This is a genomic window from Methanomassiliicoccales archaeon, from assembly GCA_029907465.1.
Lineage (GTDB): Archaea > Thermoplasmatota > Thermoplasmata > Methanomassiliicoccales > JACIVX01 > JACIVX01.
This window is the reverse complement of record JARYLV010000025.1, coordinates 1-16,568: the sequence shown is the minus strand read 5'-3', so window position 1 is coordinate 16,568 and position 16,568 is coordinate 1. Positions and strand designations below refer to the sequence as shown.

The window sequence follows — 16,568 nt, the reverse complement described above, 5'->3', positions numbered from 1 at the left end:
TGAGCTTGCTGACGATTGTCGCACCAGTCGCCTTTGCCAATTTCTCCATGTCCGATTTCTTGACACGCCTGAGTGCAAAGATCTTCTCCTTTGCAAGGAAGTGCTGAGCCAGGTCATCAATTCCCTTCTGGCAGAACAGGACGTTCGCACCCGAATTCTTGACCTGTTCGACCATCTTTCTCAGCATATTTTCCTCTTCTGCAAGGAATGCCTGGAGTTGTGAAGGATCTCGAATCTCGATCTTCGCGTCGATTTCAGTCTTCTTGATCTCAAGGGCAGCGTCAACGAGCGCGATCTTTGCCTTCTCGACCCTCTTCGGCATTGCGGGGTGAACTGGCTCCTTGTCGAGGATAACGCCTTTGACCAGTTGGGTATCCTCCATCGCACCGCCCTGTTTCTTGACGACTTGTATGTTGTCGAGGTCAACAGTCCACTTGCCGTCAACCTTCTCTGCGACTGAGATCACCGCTTCAACCGCAAGGTCTGCCATGTGTGCACGCACTCCACTGACCGCTTTACTCATCATCGCGGTCATCGCGATTTTCTTCAACGTTTCCCTATCCTCAATGGAGACAGGCATCGCAATGGCGTCGAGGTATTCCATTGCTTTCTGCGCCGCAAGCCTGTAGCCACCGCTGATAATCGTCGGGTGAACATTCGCATCGATCAGGTCAACTGCCTTCTTCAGCAATTCCCCAGCGAGAACGACCGCGGTTGTGGTCCCATCCCCGCATTCCTCGTCCTGAGTTTTTGCAACCTCGACCAGCATCTTTGCCGCGGGGTGTTCTACATCGATTTCCTTCAGAATTGTCACACCATCGTTGGTGATAACCACGTCGCCCATACTGTCGACCAACATCTTATCCATGCCGCGCGGACCGAGGGTGCTTCGCACAGCATCGGCAATCGCTCTCGCTGCCATGATATTGTTATACTGTGCGTCCTTTCCCCTGTCACGCTTCGTGCCTTCTTTAAGGATAAGAATTGGTGTTGTTCCCATTCCCATACTTAATACCTCCTCTGAATACATATTTCAACTTCAGCACGAAGTTGGTACGATTGAAATGTTTGTTCTTCTATATAAGATTAACTGTTATCGTTTTTAAAATGCAGGCACTGGCAAGAATCATATATCGATGACCAGCATCGATAAGGGCTCCGAGTTATTGTCATTTAATGTATTCAGGCTTTCAACCGACATCCTGTTATAGCCGATGCTGAAGTCACAAAGAGGAAGAAAGCATTCTGGTATTATTTCCCATTTATTCGCTTTTTGCGAATTCTACGCATAGAATTCACATCAGCGACAACAAATAACAAAAATAAATTCGTCGTATTGTCTGAAATGCTTGCACGCATCATGAAGACTTGTAGTATTTGTCGAATGGCCGAAGGGTATATCGGATCGGGCGGTCAAAAATTGATTATTGAAGAGAGCGGAGTCTGTAATGTATGCAAGAGTGAGCTCAAGAAGCTCGAAGAGATTTACAAGAAAGATTTTGAGAAGAGAACTAGCCAGGTCATGCTTAGAACAATCCCGTGGCCCGCGTTCAAAGAATTCAGCTGGCCTCCACATTCTGCAGTTCTAGTTTCAGGCTGGGAATTGAGAAGCAAAGAATTCGCGGTCGGGATCACCGATTCTGCTATCATTGGTGGAAGAAGATCGATAGCGAGCCTTGAAGAAGAAATAGCTGCACAGATAAAGGTGCTCGCAGAGGCCATTGAGAGGGCAGAAAGTATCGAGGAACGACTATTACTCCGGAAGGAATACGATCTTACCAGAAAGAAACTTGATCCATTAGAAAAGAAGATAAGGGTGGGCGATCGCCCCTTGTTCATCCTACCCCTTTACACTGTCAGAAACTTCCATTTTGATCAAAAGGATAGTTGGCTCTTTGTCGGATTTGAGAAAATCGACATCAAAAGTGGTCTCTTACGCCTTAATAGGGAAAAGGTGGAAAGGCACAGATGGGTCGTCTCCGCAATCTACAGGGATGCAATTGTTCTTCTGGACAAAATGATTGATATGAACGGGGAGGCCCAGCATCGTTAGCCTTACCCTGGACTTGCGATGGACTTCGAGCGAGGATGAGATTTATAGGTGTCATCTTTCATTGCTATGATGTAGTTGACACCCTACTGCGATTAATATTATTTAGGAATCTCATACCACCCTAGATAGTCCATCATAAGATGGCCGCAACAGGAGTGCCAAGAGGTGTTAAATGGAAGAAATAATGACCTGTCTCGCTCTGGTCTTCAAGAGAAAGGGGAAGAGCGTTCTGTCGGAGAAAGAGTTGGTTTTTTCTGTCTCGATGGATTATCGCTGGTTCACACCGAAGGAGGCCCAAAAACTCTTGGAGATCGGTCTAAAAAAAGGGTTGCTCACGAAGATCGATGGCCTCATCAAGACAACTTTTGATTACAAGAAGGTCGAGATCCCGATCAATTTCAAACCGAGCAAGAAAGTCTTAGAAGATGTGAAAGAAGAGCCTTCCTTATTCTCAAAGATCCTCAATCGCATCACCGCTGCTGGTATATCAAGGAGAGAAGCTGTGGCGAGGATTAACAAGATCCAGGAGAGGCTCGCTATCGACGTCGAGGTGGCGGCCCTCGCATTCGCAAAAGAGGTCGGGGTTAATATCGATGACTTAATCGATGAAACATGGAAGGAAGTCGCTGAAAGACAGGATGTTCTTTGATTCACTCCTTTTTCAGTTTAATGATGTCCCCTAGCGTTAATCCCTTGCTCGATGATGTCTTCGTTTCAGTCTTTATGATGGGGACTTTTTCCATTAGCTTGATTCCCAATTCCTTTTCAAGCTTCTTTACCAATGCATCATCTGGGCGCATGTCGCCGCGCTCTATCTTGTTGATGACACTGACCTTTTCATTGATTTTCGCAGCAAGCGTCTCCTGCTTCCAATCCCTCGCCATCCGAGCTTCTCGAATGATTCTAGGGTAATCAGGTACCAATTCCAGAGTTATTTCCTCAGACTCATAGAGGTCTTTCGGTTTCATCCGTTTTTCCCTGATTTCGAGGCGCTTCGTGATGATCGTTTGCGGCGGTGTCGATTCCTTTTTGCTCGATTTACGCACCTCTCCGAATTTTGCGCACTCTCTGCAAACGTTTAGAGTTGTCCCTTCGATGAAGACGCGTGTCGTGCGCGCGGTCTCTTTCCCACAGAGTTCGCAGAGCATAGATATCAACCTTCACTATATCCACAAAGAGATTTATATCTCACGTGAGAGCCCCCGAGCAAAAACAAATCTCGGGGGTACCTTCCCATGATCGAAGAATTATGAGATTTCGACTCGCTAAATTATCGACAACCTCATCACCAGAATACCTGGTTCGCAAATAACAGATCTGCTTGCACATTTTTTGAGCTCATACATGCCGTTCTATGGCATTCGCCCCCACCCCATCGATGAAGTGCTTATCTTCCCGAGGTTTTACACTTTCTGATCATTTCTAAGGCTTACGACGACGCGTAGATTCAGCTGGATTCTCCGATTCCGATCACCATTATTGGCAATTTGATGCGAAAGAATCAAATAGCTCGCTCTATTTAATAAAGCAAGAACAAGGTGGCATATTTGAGAGACCAACAAACGGATATGTTGATCGCCGAGATGAAGGAAAAAATCGAGTTACTAGAGCGCCGCAACAGCGAGCTGCTGGAAGAGGCTCGTAGGCTGGAAGGAGAGAAACGATACATTGAAAGTGAATTATTCAGACTCCAAAAAGAGATCAAGAGAATGCGAACTGAAATGGAGAGGCTCAAATCACCTCCCCTCATCATCGGCATCATCAAGGATGTCCTTTCTGACGGCAGGGTAGTCGTCAAAAGTTCCACTGGGCCAGATTTTATCGTGAGTACATCAGAGTATGTGCCTGTCCAGGAGCTCGTGGTCGGTGCACGCGTTGCATTGAACAAACAGACGCTCGCCGTCATGGGCGTTCTGCCACCATCACTCGATCCAATCGTTGTAGGTGCTGAGATCATCGAAAAACCAAATATCACGTACGATGAAATCGGCGGGTTAGATGAACAGATCAGAGAGGTGAGAGAGGCGGTCGAGGACCCACTTTTGAGGCCGGAGTTGTATAAGAAGGTTGGGATCGAACCGCCGAAGGGAGTTTTGCTCGTTGGCCCACCTGGGACGGGTAAGACGCTTCTGGCGAAAGCCGTCGCGCATCAGACAAAGGCAACATTTATCAGGCTAGTTGGGTCGGAACTCGTTCAGAAATATATTGGAGAAGGGGCTAGACTCGTGAGAGAATTATTTGAACTCGCGAGGGAGAAGGCACCGAGCATTGTTTTCATCGATGAACTCGATTCTATCGGTGCAAAGAGGCTCGAGGTTGCTACCTCTGGAGATAGAGAGGTGCAGAGGACGTTGATGCAGCTGTTAGCCGAACTCGATGGTTTCAATCCAATTGGGGACGTCAAGATCATTGGAGCTACGAACAGACCAGATATCCTCGATGAAGCACTCCTAAGACCAGGCCGTTTCGATCGCATTATCACGATCCCGATGCCTAACTACGAGGCGAGAGTTGAAATCTTTAAGATCCACACAAAGAGGATGAACCTCGACAAGAGCGTTAACCTCGCCCTCATAGCGGCAAAATGCGAGTCAGCGACGGGTGCTGATATCAAAGCGATATGTACCGAGGCAGGGATGTTTGCGATCAGAGATAATCGTGATTACGTTACAATGATCGACTTCGAACGGGCAGTCGCTAAGGTCATGGAAGCAGAAGAAACGAAATGTGTTGAGCCGGGCGTCATGTTCGCTTAGAATTTCTTTCATTTCCTGTCTCCTCTGACTCAATTTCCACTTCGATAACGAACGCACCGATGTAGTTACACTTCTTGCAGTGATACTTGTATCCGGTCATTAAACCTGCTTCATAGTACAGGTCCGAAGAGCCACATTGGGGGCACACAATGAGTCTCTTGATTTTTCTATCCATTCAATTCCACCATTTCCCCTCAAGAGTGAGATGGGTAGTAAGTATTAAAGACATGGTCTCTCGAACCATTATCGATTGTCATAATCATTTCTTATATTGACGGCATGAAAGTTAAGTATGAGCTACAAAATCGCGTACTTGATGCATGCGCTAGAGGCTTCCAGGATTATCATGGATGAGTATTGCGTCAAAATCTTATCTGCGACGCTTGAGGAGCCCAGAACTGCAATCGAATTGAGCAGGCAGATGAATATCCCAATCGCGGCATGCTACCGTAGAATACGGATGCTGCAGAAAAACGGACTGCTGCGATGTAAAGAGAAGAAGCTGTCGGCCGACGGCAAATACATTGCGGCCTACGAATCCCTTCTGAAGAAGGCTCACATTCTCTATGAAAACGGCAGAGTAAGGGCGCGGTTGGAGATGGTATCAGGCGAAGAGGAAGAACTCGTCCTTGAGTGCAGATGACTTTTCATCCTCAATCCTTCGTCAGATCTTCCCCACCAGCGAAATACTGTTGGATCGCATTATAGATGTCTTCCATTCCGTACGGCATCTCCGCAGACACTGGAATGAGCTCCTTGTACATGCCAATATTCTCAAGGGCTTTGAAAAGCTCTAGACTCAGCAAGCTCTGTGTCACTCCGTGCGCTTCCCCAAGCGCATTGTTCAGCGCATAGGGATCTCTCGACCAGTTCATAATTGTCTCGAGTTCCTCCTCAGTAAGGGTATCAATCTTTGAAAGCACGTTTAAAATTGGGATCGCAAACCTGAAATGCGTTATCGCGCAGAGCATCAGATCAGACACAAAGCCAGAGGGGGTTTTTGCAAGCTGCGGATCCGAGAGGAAGACGAGGAATGAATCCTCCCTGCCGAACTCATCAACTACGACCATGCTTGATTGCCTAAAGGCGAATAATTCCATCTGGCCAGGTGTGTCAATGAGCACATAATTTGTTCTGAATTCCTCAACTGTCGAGACGACTTCTTTCACATTGAGCGCGATCAGATCAGCACAGACAATCTGCGCACCATTGGGCCCCAATCCATATTCATTCATGATTTCATTGAGACGGATCCAGTCCCGTATGTCAACATCTGGTGTATATGGGACTGCCTCCGCACCTGGATCAAGATTCACAACGATTGAATCGATCCCCTGAAGCTCCAGCCAATCGTGAAAAGCGTACGTCAATGTACTTTTTCCGCTACCAGCCGTTCCGATAAAGTATATATTCCGCATCTCGGCCACCGTAGAAAGCGGGCCCGGAGGGATGTTCGGATTCAATGAGAATCTTTCGAACCCTCGACCCATCGGTTAAGAGCCGATTGCTCTACCTAGCTGAGCTACGGGCCCCGAGCGGGCATATATGGTTGGCATAAATAAAGATATCGAAAAAATCGTGACGAGGGAATTCTAAGATAACGACTGGTAAACATCGAAAAAAAGAGGGACTTCCTCATGATGCTCATGTGGAATTTGATTCAAGAGGATCACGAGCCTCTGCTCTGGGACTTATCAAAAGAAAACACTTAAGACAATTGTGGATTATTGACAACTCATGCCTGATCTACGCGTTCGCGACGTGATGACGACGACAGTCGTCACAATTAAAGGAGATGCGACCTTACATGATGCTACTATAAGTTTCGCGATCAATGGGATTTCTGGCGCCCCCGTTGTAGATAACGAGGGGAAACTGATTGGTGTTTTGAGCGAGACTGATATCCTTGCGTTTGTGAAGAATCTTCAAGAAGAAATCCGTCGGAAGCACCCTTCCGTATCTTTCCTGTCCGTTCCATTTGAAGACATTTTGAAAGATGAGAAGTTGGCCAAAATCTACAACGAGATTTCCAGTAAGAAAGTATCAGAGATTATGACAAAGGATGTCGTTACCGTGACGCCTGACACAGAAATCATGGATGCGATCGACATCATGATGAAAAAGGATGTTAACAGAATGCCAGTTGTCGAGCACGGAAAGCTCGTTGGTATAGTAACAAAAGGGGATATCATTTGGGCACTGTACAAGGATAAGTTCTCAAAGGCATGACCTAATCGCTCTTTTCAAGTATACAAAGAGTAGAACCGCCATTTTTTTCTTAGGATAATACATATAGCCACTGGGGTGCGCTCTACGGGAAACTCTGGTATCAAGGTTCATGTACTTGCAAGTGGCAGTGATGCCAATTGCACTGTTATTGTTACGAGGGACACAACATTGATGATCGATGCGGGCCTCAGCTTAAAGCAAACAAAAAAGTCTCTCGGAACATTCGGCATAGATATCTCGGAGATCGACGCGATCCTACTGACCCACGAGCACGTCGATCATTCAAGACATGCCCCAGCGATTTCGAAGAAGCACAACATTCCGATCGCTGGAAATCTTCAAACACTGGCCGCGTTAGGTCTTGATGGGAAAGAGAATTTCATCGTTTTCGAGGACACGATCCCTTTTTCGATCGGGTCCGTTAAGATTGAAGCTCTACCAACGTCCCACCGTGCTGCTGATCCTGTGGCGTTCCAGATCACTACTGAGTCTAAGAAATTGGTGATCGCTACAGACCTTGGAAAGGTCACCCCCCCTATTCTTTCCGCAATGAGCGATGCAGATTTTGTGATGCTTGAATCAAATCACGACGTCCATATGCTGGTCTCGGGACCCTACCCGCAGTCCCTAAAGCGCTGGATTTTGAGCGAAAAGGGGCATCTATCGAACGGGGATTGTGCGCGCGCCCTCAAAGTCACGCGGAATTCACATCGCATGATCTTCCTCGCCCATCTCAGTCGCATTAATAACACACCAGAGATCGCAAAAAGGACTGTTGCCAACGAACTTGGGTGTGATCCTGGAATGATCGGTTGTATCGAAAACCCAGGGGATGTTAAGAGCATGCATGTCGATTAATTTATGAGTCGCGGTTTTATCTCGACTGCTTTTCCTTTGGCGAGAAGTACCTTCGCGATTGAGGCAGGCAAAATGACGACATCCTCCTTCCTCAGGCAGTAATTTCTTGACGGCCCAGCGAACGTCGGAAGATCCTCTAATATCCTAAGGATTATCCGATCTTGTTGAATTGGGGGAGTTGTGGAAATCGACCTATCAGACTCTGCACTGGACTCGGGCTCACTGATTTTAGACACATCTGCAGAACCTGCCCCAACAATAGCTCGAAATGGCCTCGCTTCTTCCGACTCTGGTTGTTTTGCCAAGGAGTCCTCGAAAATTCTTCTTGTGGCGATCTCTTCTCTTCTTATCTGATCCTCAGGTAGATTGGGCATGGAGGATATTTCCTGAGGTGCCGCCGCCATTCCGCCCCTGAGATGCTTTTCAGTTCCGATAAGGATGGAGCGGTACTCGATAATGAGTGCATATACTCTATCATAAAATTCGCGCTCCTCTGGTGTCAGACGCTCAAGATCGACTTTCGATCCGCTAGCAGCCCTCAACGCTGCCAATATGATCTTTTCGATACGAAAATCAAAGATCTGGACCGCCTTCTCACATATCTTCTTCAGCCGATTATGAAGGATCGTTGCTTTTGTTGAGAATTGATCTATTGCCATCTCTCTTTCGCCTTCCTTTCTGATCCTATCGACGAGGTCCCTTAATGCCGGATAGAAATCTCTTCTGATCTCCGTCACATTCTTGGTTCTCTGTTCCCTGCGATAGACCTCCGTGACTTCGTCGAAGTTCAAAGGCTCAGAAGGCGAGGACATCATAAACAAATTCGAGAGAGAGTATTTGATTGTTGTCTAATGACGTGGACAACTAACACTGGTTATAACGAGAGGTGTGACCTACCACCCACCATCAATTGGTCCATAGCCTTCATCAGAATCTCAGGATGCAGCTAACCTTACGTCAAGTGGTTCGAGCCGCCGATCAGGGTCGTATCCCATTCGAATTCCCCAGCGCCTCATGAAATCGAGAATTACAAAGAGCCCTACACGCGCGATTGGATAGAATGTCATCAACTTCATATCGGCGCCCCCGTTCGGAATAAATGATGAGAGTTCTTTAATAAGATGCTTCCAAGAATGATAGATCAGGAGATACCCCTCCTCCGTCATTTGCTCCTCGATATCGAAGGCCTTCCCATCTTTCAAGGATCCTGCGGGCACAAAGGAAAGAGGTGTGACCGTGAAGTGTGCCTTGTTACCAATGCGATCCCGCAGAACCGCCTCCATCGTCACGATAAGTCGTGCCGTATCCAGGAGGTCTTCTCTTGTTTCGCCAGGTAGACCGATAATTGCCGTATAAGCAGGGAACCAATAGTTTTCATTTAGGATCTGTGTCCCCCTCACAACGAGTTCTGGCCATTCTGAAGGACTAAATGGTTTCACCTTGCCTTCCATGTATTTTCCGATCAGGGAGGGAGAGGCTGTTTCGAGGCCCATCTGAATTCCAATCCATTTAGAAGGGCCAGCCCTAACCACCTCGGTAATTCTCTGTACCATCGATGGATCCGCGACTACTGGAGCGATTGTACCGTGCGTCGGATTTGAAAATTTGACTCCAGGGATGGACATCACCTTTTCGAAAAGACGGACAACTTCGTCACTGTTCGGACGGTATTCTTTTCGATCTTCCAATTTATAGAGAAAAATATCGTCACTATGAAGCCAGGCGGTTGTCAGCCCCGCCGTAAGATTGACCTCGATCTCCTTGCGCATTACATCATCTGGTATGTGTCTAATTCGACGGAGATTTGGATCGCAATATCTGCAATTCCTTCCGCATCCTCTCATGACCTCGACCATTCCCTTGTATGCAGGCCCGATGATTGGTGGAATCTCCTCCGGCGATGGAAATCGACCAACCCTGATCACCTCGTTCGCATTTCCCATCTCAATGTCCCTGATAATTTCTCCAGCAACTGCATCTGCCTCTCCCAGAACGATGTGGTCAATTCCCATTGCCCTCCAGTCGTCGGAGGCGACAAGCTGCCATGCGCCTGGCCCACCTACAACGATCTTGAAGGAATACCTCTTTGAATTTCTAAAAGATACAAGCCTTCGGATCAACTCGTGGAATTTCTTTTTCGTGTAGGATGTCAGGCGTCCTCCATTTGTGAACATCAATGAGACTGGCCCCAGGCCTAACGGATCCATCGCAGAAACACCGACGACGCGCGTTTCCCGATTGATGAACTGTGTTACAAAACGAGCATGAACGACGACCGTTTCCGGATAACCTCCATTCACAAGCGCAGCTTCGATCTTGCGCAAAGAATAGGGAGCGATCGAAAGAACACCGCTATTGTGGGGGAGCTGGGTATCGAGCAAACGATAGACAGCATTTGGAATCTTTTCGACAGGGGCACATCCAAAGAAGTCCAGAAGAGGGATGTTTCGATAGGTGCTCGTAAGTGTTTCATCGCAAGTGAGAACGATCTTTGGCATCATACTACTTCCTCCATTTTTCGAAGCGCTCTTTCGAGACCGTGTCGCAAGCGGTGCCTTACAAAATCCTTCATCCAATCATCTTTCAATTCACGAATTTTTTCGACATAAAACGAGAGGAAGTCCGAGAGATGGTGAATGGGATTGTCCAGCATCTTCTGTTCTATAGACCTCAACTCTCCAATGACGCTATGCAATTCCTCGCCTAGGCGGAATAATTTCCGTTGCTTATGTCTTGGATCATTTTCGACCTTCACGTAACCTTTGGCGGTGAGTAACCTCAACTCCTTTAAGAGCGTAACCCGTGATACTTTCAATTTCATTCTCCTTACCAATTGGTTGAAAGAGATTCCGTCCAAATTATTCGAGATTTCATCGATGATCTCTACCTGAACAAGTGCGAGCATCAATCCGTAGATTTAGAGAACTAGTATATTAATATATCAGTTAAAATAATTGAATAGTCTACCGCTTATCTGAAAAATCAGAACGCGGGAACAAACGCAAATATTTTTTAATGGAGGGGGTATGAGAAAATCGTGCAGACTCAGGCCGTCGCCAAGGAAGTACCTGGAGGCGTCATTGTAGAATTGATTGTCTCGCCAGGCGCAAGAATTTCAAAGATCGATGGGGTTGATCCGTGGCGAAATCGTCTCGTCGTAAAAGTGACTTCGTCCCCTGAGCAAGGGAAAGCGAATGAAGAGCTGCAAAACCTCCTATCTAATTTCTTTGAATCAGATGTTGAAATCGTGAAGGGAAATAGAAGTCGATTGAAGACCGCCCTTGTGAGAGGCGATCTCCGGAGTATTGAGTCAAAATTGAAGGGTTTAAATGAGAAATCAAGTTGAAATGCTCGAGGAACTCATATCGATTCTAGAGGATCTGAGGGAGAGACCTGAGGACACGGTGATCCTCGTCGAGGGGCAAAAAGATAAAGACGCACTCATTGAGCTCGGTGTGGGAGGGGAAGTCTGGCAGGTCAAGGGTGGTAACTCGATTTTCAATATCGCGGAGGAACTCGCATACAACAGGAAATCCGCCATTATACTCACTGACTGGGACAGGAAAGGGGGCCAACTCTGTAAGGCCTTGCGCATCGCGTTGATTGCCAATGGAGTGCCCTTCGATGATTCGATCAGGACCAGGCTGGTACAGATTGCAAAAAAGGACGTCAAAGACATTGAGGGGCTTCCGACGTTTTATATGAAACTTATGGCAGAAACGCGCAGATGATGTATTTCTACACAACCAGATAGTATTGAAACCAACTTCAAAGTTGACCAGGGACACGTCACTTTGATTTTCTCTTTTGTCCTGCTTCCTGCCATTGGAGACAGACCGTCATAGGGTTTCGAATATGGCATTGGTGATTAGTAAAAAAGAAGTGGTTGAGGGGGATTAATTCCCTAACGATACGCCCTCAATACCTAAACAATAGTTTTCTAGGTTTCAGTGACTTGACTCAATGTCGAATTCCTTCGAATCTGGGAGTATCTAATTTCAACTCATCTTAGTATCTCGAGGTTACATAGATCGGTCGTAGATTGATCACTTGTATTCTCATCCAGCTCAATCGACCGAATATTTCTTGATGATGTCCTCTTTCAACTCGACACCAAGGCCGGGATCATTCGGGATCTTTACCCTTCCATGATTGTCAATTTCCAATGGTGATTTCAGTAGACTCTGATACAGCGCGTAATCGGTCATGTCCAATTCGAGAAGGTCGCAGTTCGGTGTGCATGCGATGAGTTGAATTGTTGCGGCAAGTCCCACACCAGTTGTGTAGTTATGGGGGGAACAGACGACTTCGAACGCTTCAGCCATCGCACAAATTTTCTTTGTCTCCGTGATTCCGCCGCACCTCATGATATCCGGCATGGCAAAATCTACGGCATTCTTCAGAAACAACTCCTTGAACCCCCATTTGGTATACTCGTTCTCACCAGTCGCGATCGGGATGTCCAGTTTCTGTTTCAGCCACGCATAACCATCGATATCATATGGAGAGAGAGGCTCTTCATACCAGTAAACGCCATATTTCTCGAGCATCCTTCCAACCTTGAGCGCCTCGACGCGGCCATAACCGCAGTTCATATCAACCATCAACTGCGCGTCGCCGATCGCCTCGGTGATCGCCTTTACGCGCTTTTCATCCTCTTGGAGACCGTTGCCGAGGTGCGTCTTGATCAAAGGGAATCCTTTCTTGGCATACCGCTTCGCCGTTGCCGCCATTTTTTCAGGAGTATCCCAGAATAGATCGCTCGCGTAGGCCTGTATCCTGCCTCCGCCCCTTGCATCTCCGCCCAACAGTTTGTAGACTGGGACACCATAATACTTCCCGGCAATATCCCAAAGGGCCATATCGACGCCGCTCGCAGCGGCGACACCTTGTCCCTTTTGATCCCAATAGACAGTCGTCATCAGCATCTTTCGCCACAGTCTCTCGATGTCAAGCGGATCTTGACCAATGAGCCATGGTTTGAACTTTCTCTCAACGATCGTCCTTGTGATATAGTACTCTGGGCCGTATCCTTCTCCCACGCCTTGAATGCCTTCGTCAGTGTCGATCACGACGAGGGCAGTCCCTCTAAAGGTGATTGATCTTCCGCGTGAACAACCATTTGGAGGAACGTTCTGCCCAATCGTGATCACCCTCACATCTGTAATTTTCAAAATCACCCCTCCTGTGTGGCGATATTCTCTCAATTCAAGATAATTTTTCCGGATGAAATAGGGAGTTAAATGACACGCAATGCCTTTGGTTAAACATGGAAGGCATGCGCGCATCTGAGAACCATAGTGATGGTTGGTTTAACGGAACTATCAAGGATGCATAGAAGAAATGACGGAGTTCTCGTTGTATGATGATGAGATTTAAACGCGGAAATCAGCCAACAAAGGACTGAGATCATTTTTAAGATAGAAATCTGAAGCTTTTAAACGCTGAATCACAATTATCTAGTGATGACAACAGCGTTTCAGACCGTGACAAGGGAAGAGTCCATCGCAGACATCAGGTCGATAGATTTAGCCAGCCGTGGTCGGTTTTTTGTATTCGAGGGGATCGATGGTTCTGGAAAAACAACAATTTCATCGAATGTTTACCGTTTGCTCCGTACGGAGACCACACGAGAGATCATTCTGACCACCGAGCCGACAGATACGTGGCTAGGAAGCGCCGTGAGGCGAGCATATGCCGAAAACCTCGGCCCTTTTGTCGAAGCGCTGCTATTTGTCGCCGATAGATCTGCGCACACTGCGAATATCCAGAGTTGGATCGACTCTGGGAAAATTGTCCTCTCTGACCGCTATTATGCATCAACCTTGGCGTATCAGGGCGCTTCACTGATTCCAATCATCGGTGAACGTGCCCTTGATTGGCTCAGACTCATCAATGAACCTATTATCAGGAAGCCCGACCTCACCTTCTTCCTCCAGATCCCACCGGAGGTCGGCATTGAAAGGATGAGGGCAAGGTCGGAAAAGACAAAATTCGAGCGTCTCGAATTTTTAAGAGAAGTCGATAGACTTTACAGAATGATTGCGAAAGATGATGATTCCTTTGTTCTAATCGACGCAACTAGACCAATTGATGCGATTGTCAGCGAAATCGTACATCTTATCAAAAAGAATCTTTAAGTCTCACTCCCTAATGGTGTCGTCATGCACCCTTCTGAGAGCATTTGGGGCACGAAGAGTAAATCTCTAGCAGGGAAGAAAATCATATTGGGCGTCACGGGCAGCATTGCGGCTGTTGAGTCATTAGAACTTGCGAGGGAACTCATCAGACACGGCGCGCAGGTCCGAGCGGTGATGACACCTGAGTCACTGAAGATCATTACGCAACATACGATGGAATTTGCCACAGGCCAGCCAGTTATCACTAATATAGGAGGACAGGTCGAACATGTGTCGCTGCTCGGTGATTTCCCTGATAGAGCGGACTTGCTCTTGATAGCCCCGTGCACTGCTAATACGATCTCGAAGATTGCCGCGGGCATTGATGACACCCCTGTAACGACAATGGCCACGACTGCGGTCGGTTCTGGTGTTCCGATTATGATAGCACCGGCTATGCATATATCGATGTACCGACACCCGATTGTCCAGAAGAACATTAAAACGCTTACCGAGTATGGAATCGAGTTCATCGATCCATATATCGAGGGAAAAAAGGCTAAATTGGCGAGCGTCGAGGAGATCACAGAGAGGGTAATAAGAAGACTCGGCCCGAGGGATTTTCTCGGCAAACGGATCCTGATAATTGGTGGTTCATCCGCAGAGCCTATAGACGACATGAGGATCATTACGAATCGGGGAACCGGAGAGACAGCCGTTCAGATTGCATTAGCAGCCTTCGAAAGATCTGCAGATGTCGAACTCTGGATGGGGCGTTCTAGCGTGACGATACCGGAATTCATAAGGACAAAAAGATTTGAGACACTTGCAGACCTATTGGAAATGGTCGGAGAAATCGATCAGGACATCGTTCTCGTACCCGCCGCGTTGTCAGACTATACGGTAGAAAAGACTGAGGGAAAGATCCCTTCAGACAAAGAGGAACTTGTCCTTCACCTCAGGCGAGCACCTAAGGTTCTCGAATCGATCAGGAAAAAGAAATGCGTGCTCTTTGGATTCAAGGCCGAATCTAGTGTCACAGCCGACGAGCTTGTCGCAAGGGCAAGATCACGAATGATTGAGTTCGAACTCGACGGCATTGTCGCAAATGATCTCAGAGAAGTATCTAAGGGAACGACGAAGGTCACGATTATGACGAAGAAGGGCACGATATGCACAGTTGCGGGGTCGAAGAAAGAAGTTGCACACAGAATTTTGGATGAAGTTCTGAGGTACATCACATGAAGGCAACCGCATTTTGCCCAGGACACATTACTGGCTTCTTTCAGATATGCGAACACGAGGAGATCCTTCGCACTGGCTCAAGAGGAGCGGGTTTGTGCATTTCCCTTGGAGCCTTAAGCACCGTAAAGATGAAGAGGGGCAGCGGACGGATTGAGATCAGGATCAATGGACAGAAGAATGACGCGCCTGTTACAAGGCAAGCGCTTGCGAAGTTGATCTTCGATAGAGAATTTGATGTGCTAGTCGAGACAACGCTCGACCTCCCCGTTGGACAGGGATTTGGAATGAGTGCTGCTGGAACTCTGGCAGCTTCACTCGCCGTCGCCTCCCTGATGGACTTACCCTTCCAGAAGGCCCTTGAGGTCGCCCATGAAGCGGAGATCGTTCACAGGACGGGGTTGGGTGACGTATCCGCTCTCTCCAGGGGAGGCGCGACCTTCAGAAGGGTAGAAGGGCTGCCGCCGTATGGAATTGTTGACAGAGTCGCAGGGGATGCGGAAATTGTGCTGGGCGTCGTTGGCCCCCCGATTCCGACAGCGAGGGTGCTCCACGACTTTGAGATGAGGGAGAGAATTAATGTGATCGGAAAGGAGTGCGTCGAAAGATTCTCTAGAAGTCCAACATTGTCTAATCTGTTCAGGATTTCTAGGGAATTTGCATCGCGTTCAGGGATTATGTCAGAGTGCGTTAGGAACGCGCTTGATGCCATTGACGGTTTAGGGCCAGCGAGCATGGTTATGTTGGGAAATTCGATTTTTGCTGCTGGAGAAGCAGAAGAGATCGAGAAGCAATTGGGGAAGTTTGGAGAAACCTATCGTGTACGAATCGATTGGATCGGCCCCCGCGTTATCGCTGACGATTGAACGTATGATCTTTGAATAAGTAGACGATCCAAGATTCCACTAGGAGTTCTCACTCATAGAGTGTGAACAGTTGATCATTTCCCCCGACATCAAAGAGGCCGATGCGTGCACCGCAATCTAGCCATCCGTGGGCATAATTAACACATGCGAAACTGTTGACCAGGTCCCCTTGATTCTTGAAGTTAACCGCATCTTCATAGTAAGATCTTGCCATTTGTAAAAAATCCTCGGCCAGTCTTCGACCGAACGATCTCGGGGGTGCCGCAATCCTGACTACCTCAAGAGCACGCTTCGTAGTCTCCAAATATTTATTTAGATGATCTTCCGCGATTGTGTTTCTCCGCATCTCATACCCTCTTAGAAGGTACGATCTCGACGCTTTCCCCGCCGTGCTTGCTTTCCCTCGGTCTCACTTCGACCAGAAGTGGCATCTGGATATTTCCCC

The 16,568-nt window shown here is 47.5% G+C and carries 20 protein-coding genes and 1 tRNA gene; 11 read left to right on the top strand and 10 right to left on the bottom strand.

Features of this window, described 5'->3' with window-relative positions; all coding sequences use genetic code 11:
• Positions 1-1,030: thermosome subunit beta (thsB, locus tag QHH00_07790; GenBank protein MDH7509280.1), on the bottom strand; the 1,030-nt coding region annotated here is incomplete at its 3' end.
• Between the two features lie 354 nt (positions 1,031-1,384).
• On the opposite strand from thsB, the gene QHH00_07785 reads away from it, so the two are divergent.
• Positions 1,385-2,053: a hypothetical protein gene (locus QHH00_07785; GenBank protein MDH7509279.1), complete on the top strand. Its 669-nt coding sequence runs from the start codon at positions 1,385-1,387 to the stop codon at positions 2,051-2,053.
• A gap of 172 nt (positions 2,054-2,225) precedes the next feature.
• Entirely contained in the window at positions 2,226-2,702 is a 477-nt protein-coding gene (locus QHH00_07780) for a DUF2240 family protein (GenBank protein ID MDH7509278.1), read from the top strand.
• 1 nt (position 2,703) lies between these two features.
• Here QHH00_07780 and QHH00_07775 read toward each other — a convergent pair whose 3' ends face one another.
• Complete coding sequence (locus tag QHH00_07775; GenBank protein ID MDH7509277.1) at positions 2,704-3,201, bottom strand: multiprotein bridging factor aMBF1; 498 nt, start codon at positions 3,199-3,201, stop codon at positions 2,704-2,706.
• 399 nt (positions 3,202-3,600) lie between these two features.
• On the opposite strand from QHH00_07775, the gene QHH00_07770 reads away from it, so the two are divergent.
• Positions 3,601-4,809 carry a proteasome-activating nucleotidase gene (locus QHH00_07770; protein MDH7509276.1) on the top strand — a complete coding sequence of 403 codons (1,209 nt, stop codon included), beginning with the start codon at positions 3,601-3,603 and terminating at the stop codon, positions 4,807-4,809.
• Here the strand turns inward: QHH00_07770 and QHH00_07765 are convergent.
• Positions 4,796-4,984, bottom strand: a complete 189-nt coding sequence (locus tag QHH00_07765; GenBank protein ID MDH7509275.1) for a hypothetical protein — start codon at positions 4,982-4,984, stop codon at positions 4,796-4,798. The two genes, QHH00_07770 and QHH00_07765, sit on opposite strands and share 14 nt — an antisense overlap.
• A 117-nt stretch (positions 4,985-5,101) precedes the next feature.
• Here QHH00_07765 and QHH00_07760 point away from each other — a divergent pair, with 117 nt between their 5' ends.
• On the top strand, positions 5,102-5,452 hold the full coding sequence (locus QHH00_07760; protein MDH7509274.1) for a helix-turn-helix domain-containing protein: 351 nt from the start codon (positions 5,102-5,104) through the stop codon (positions 5,450-5,452).
• Between the two features lie 10 nt (positions 5,453-5,462).
• Here QHH00_07760 and QHH00_07755 read toward each other — a convergent pair whose 3' ends face one another.
• Together QHH00_07755 and QHH00_07750 are read right to left on the bottom strand one after the other, a co-directional pair.
• A complete protein-coding gene (locus QHH00_07755) occupies positions 5,463-6,227 on the bottom strand; it encodes an ATP/GTP-binding protein (GenBank protein ID MDH7509273.1) in 765 nt (254 codons plus the stop codon).
• 18 nt (positions 6,228-6,245) lie between these two features.
• A tRNA-Lys gene (locus QHH00_07750) sits at positions 6,246-6,341 on the bottom strand.
• 205 nt (positions 6,342-6,546) lie between these two features.
• Here QHH00_07750 and QHH00_07745 point away from each other — a divergent pair.
• Both QHH00_07745 and QHH00_07740 read left to right on the top strand, forming a co-directional pair.
• Positions 6,547-7,038: a CBS domain-containing protein gene (locus tag QHH00_07745; GenBank protein ID MDH7509272.1), complete on the top strand. Its 492-nt coding sequence runs from the start codon at positions 6,547-6,549 to the stop codon at positions 7,036-7,038.
• 75 nt (positions 7,039-7,113) lie between these two features.
• Positions 7,114-7,896, top strand: coding sequence for an MBL fold metallo-hydrolase (locus tag QHH00_07740; GenBank protein MDH7509271.1), 783 nt, complete (start codon positions 7,114-7,116; stop codon positions 7,894-7,896).
• On the opposite strand, the gene QHH00_07735 is transcribed toward QHH00_07740, so the two are convergent.
• From QHH00_07735 to QHH00_07725, 3 genes are all read right to left on the bottom strand, one after another.
• Entirely contained in the window at positions 7,893-8,708 is an 816-nt protein-coding gene (locus QHH00_07735; GenBank protein MDH7509270.1) for a hypothetical protein, read from the bottom strand. The genes QHH00_07740 and QHH00_07735 overlap by 4 nt on opposite strands.
• A gap of 123 nt (positions 8,709-8,831) precedes the next feature.
• Positions 8,832-10,397 (bottom strand): radical SAM protein, encoded by a 1,566-nt coding sequence (locus tag QHH00_07730; GenBank protein MDH7509269.1) that lies wholly within the window; start codon positions 10,395-10,397, stop codon positions 8,832-8,834.
• A complete protein-coding gene (locus QHH00_07725; protein MDH7509268.1) occupies positions 10,394-10,801 on the bottom strand; it encodes a helix-turn-helix domain-containing protein in 408 nt (135 codons plus the stop codon). Before QHH00_07725 ends, QHH00_07730 begins: the two co-directional genes overlap by 4 nt.
• Before the next feature lie 132 nt (positions 10,802-10,933).
• Here QHH00_07725 and QHH00_07720 point away from each other — a divergent pair, with 132 nt between their 5' ends.
• The gene (locus tag QHH00_07720; GenBank protein ID MDH7509267.1) at positions 10,934-11,242 is read left to right on the top strand and encodes a DUF167 family protein; all 309 of its coding nucleotides are present in this window, start codon (positions 10,934-10,936) and stop codon (positions 11,240-11,242) included.
• Positions 11,226-11,627, top strand: a complete 402-nt coding sequence (locus QHH00_07715) for a hypothetical protein (GenBank protein MDH7509266.1) — start codon at positions 11,226-11,228, stop codon at positions 11,625-11,627. Before QHH00_07720 ends, QHH00_07715 begins: the two co-directional genes overlap by 17 nt.
• A 336-nt stretch (positions 11,628-11,963) precedes the next feature.
• Here QHH00_07715 and QHH00_07710 read toward each other — a convergent pair whose 3' ends face one another.
• Entirely contained in the window at positions 11,964-13,070 is a 1,107-nt protein-coding gene (locus QHH00_07710) for a mandelate racemase/muconate lactonizing enzyme family protein (GenBank protein ID MDH7509265.1), read from the bottom strand.
• A 291-nt stretch (positions 13,071-13,361) separates the two neighbouring features.
• On the opposite strand from QHH00_07710, the gene tmk reads away from it, so the two are divergent.
• Genes tmk through QHH00_07695 form a run of 3 tightly spaced genes read left to right on the top strand, consistent with a single transcriptional unit; the run spans position 13,362 to position 16,123 of the window.
• The gene (tmk, locus tag QHH00_07705) at positions 13,362-14,036 is read left to right on the top strand and encodes a dTMP kinase (GenBank protein MDH7509264.1); all 675 of its coding nucleotides are present in this window, start codon (positions 13,362-13,364) and stop codon (positions 14,034-14,036) included.
• A gap of 24 nt (positions 14,037-14,060) precedes the next feature.
• Complete coding sequence (coaBC, locus tag QHH00_07700; protein MDH7509263.1) at positions 14,061-15,260, top strand: bifunctional phosphopantothenoylcysteine decarboxylase/phosphopantothenate--cysteine ligase CoaBC; 1,200 nt, start codon at positions 14,061-14,063, stop codon at positions 15,258-15,260.
• Positions 15,257-16,123: a pantoate kinase gene (locus tag QHH00_07695; GenBank protein MDH7509262.1), complete on the top strand. Its 867-nt coding sequence runs from the start codon at positions 15,257-15,259 to the stop codon at positions 16,121-16,123. Before coaBC ends, QHH00_07695 begins: the two co-directional genes overlap by 4 nt.
• Before the next feature lie 49 nt (positions 16,124-16,172).
• On the opposite strand, the gene QHH00_07690 is transcribed toward QHH00_07695, so the two are convergent.
• Entirely contained in the window at positions 16,173-16,469 is a 297-nt protein-coding gene (locus QHH00_07690) for a DUF357 domain-containing protein (protein MDH7509261.1), read from the bottom strand.
• Positions 16,470-16,568: the final 99 nt, after the last annotated feature.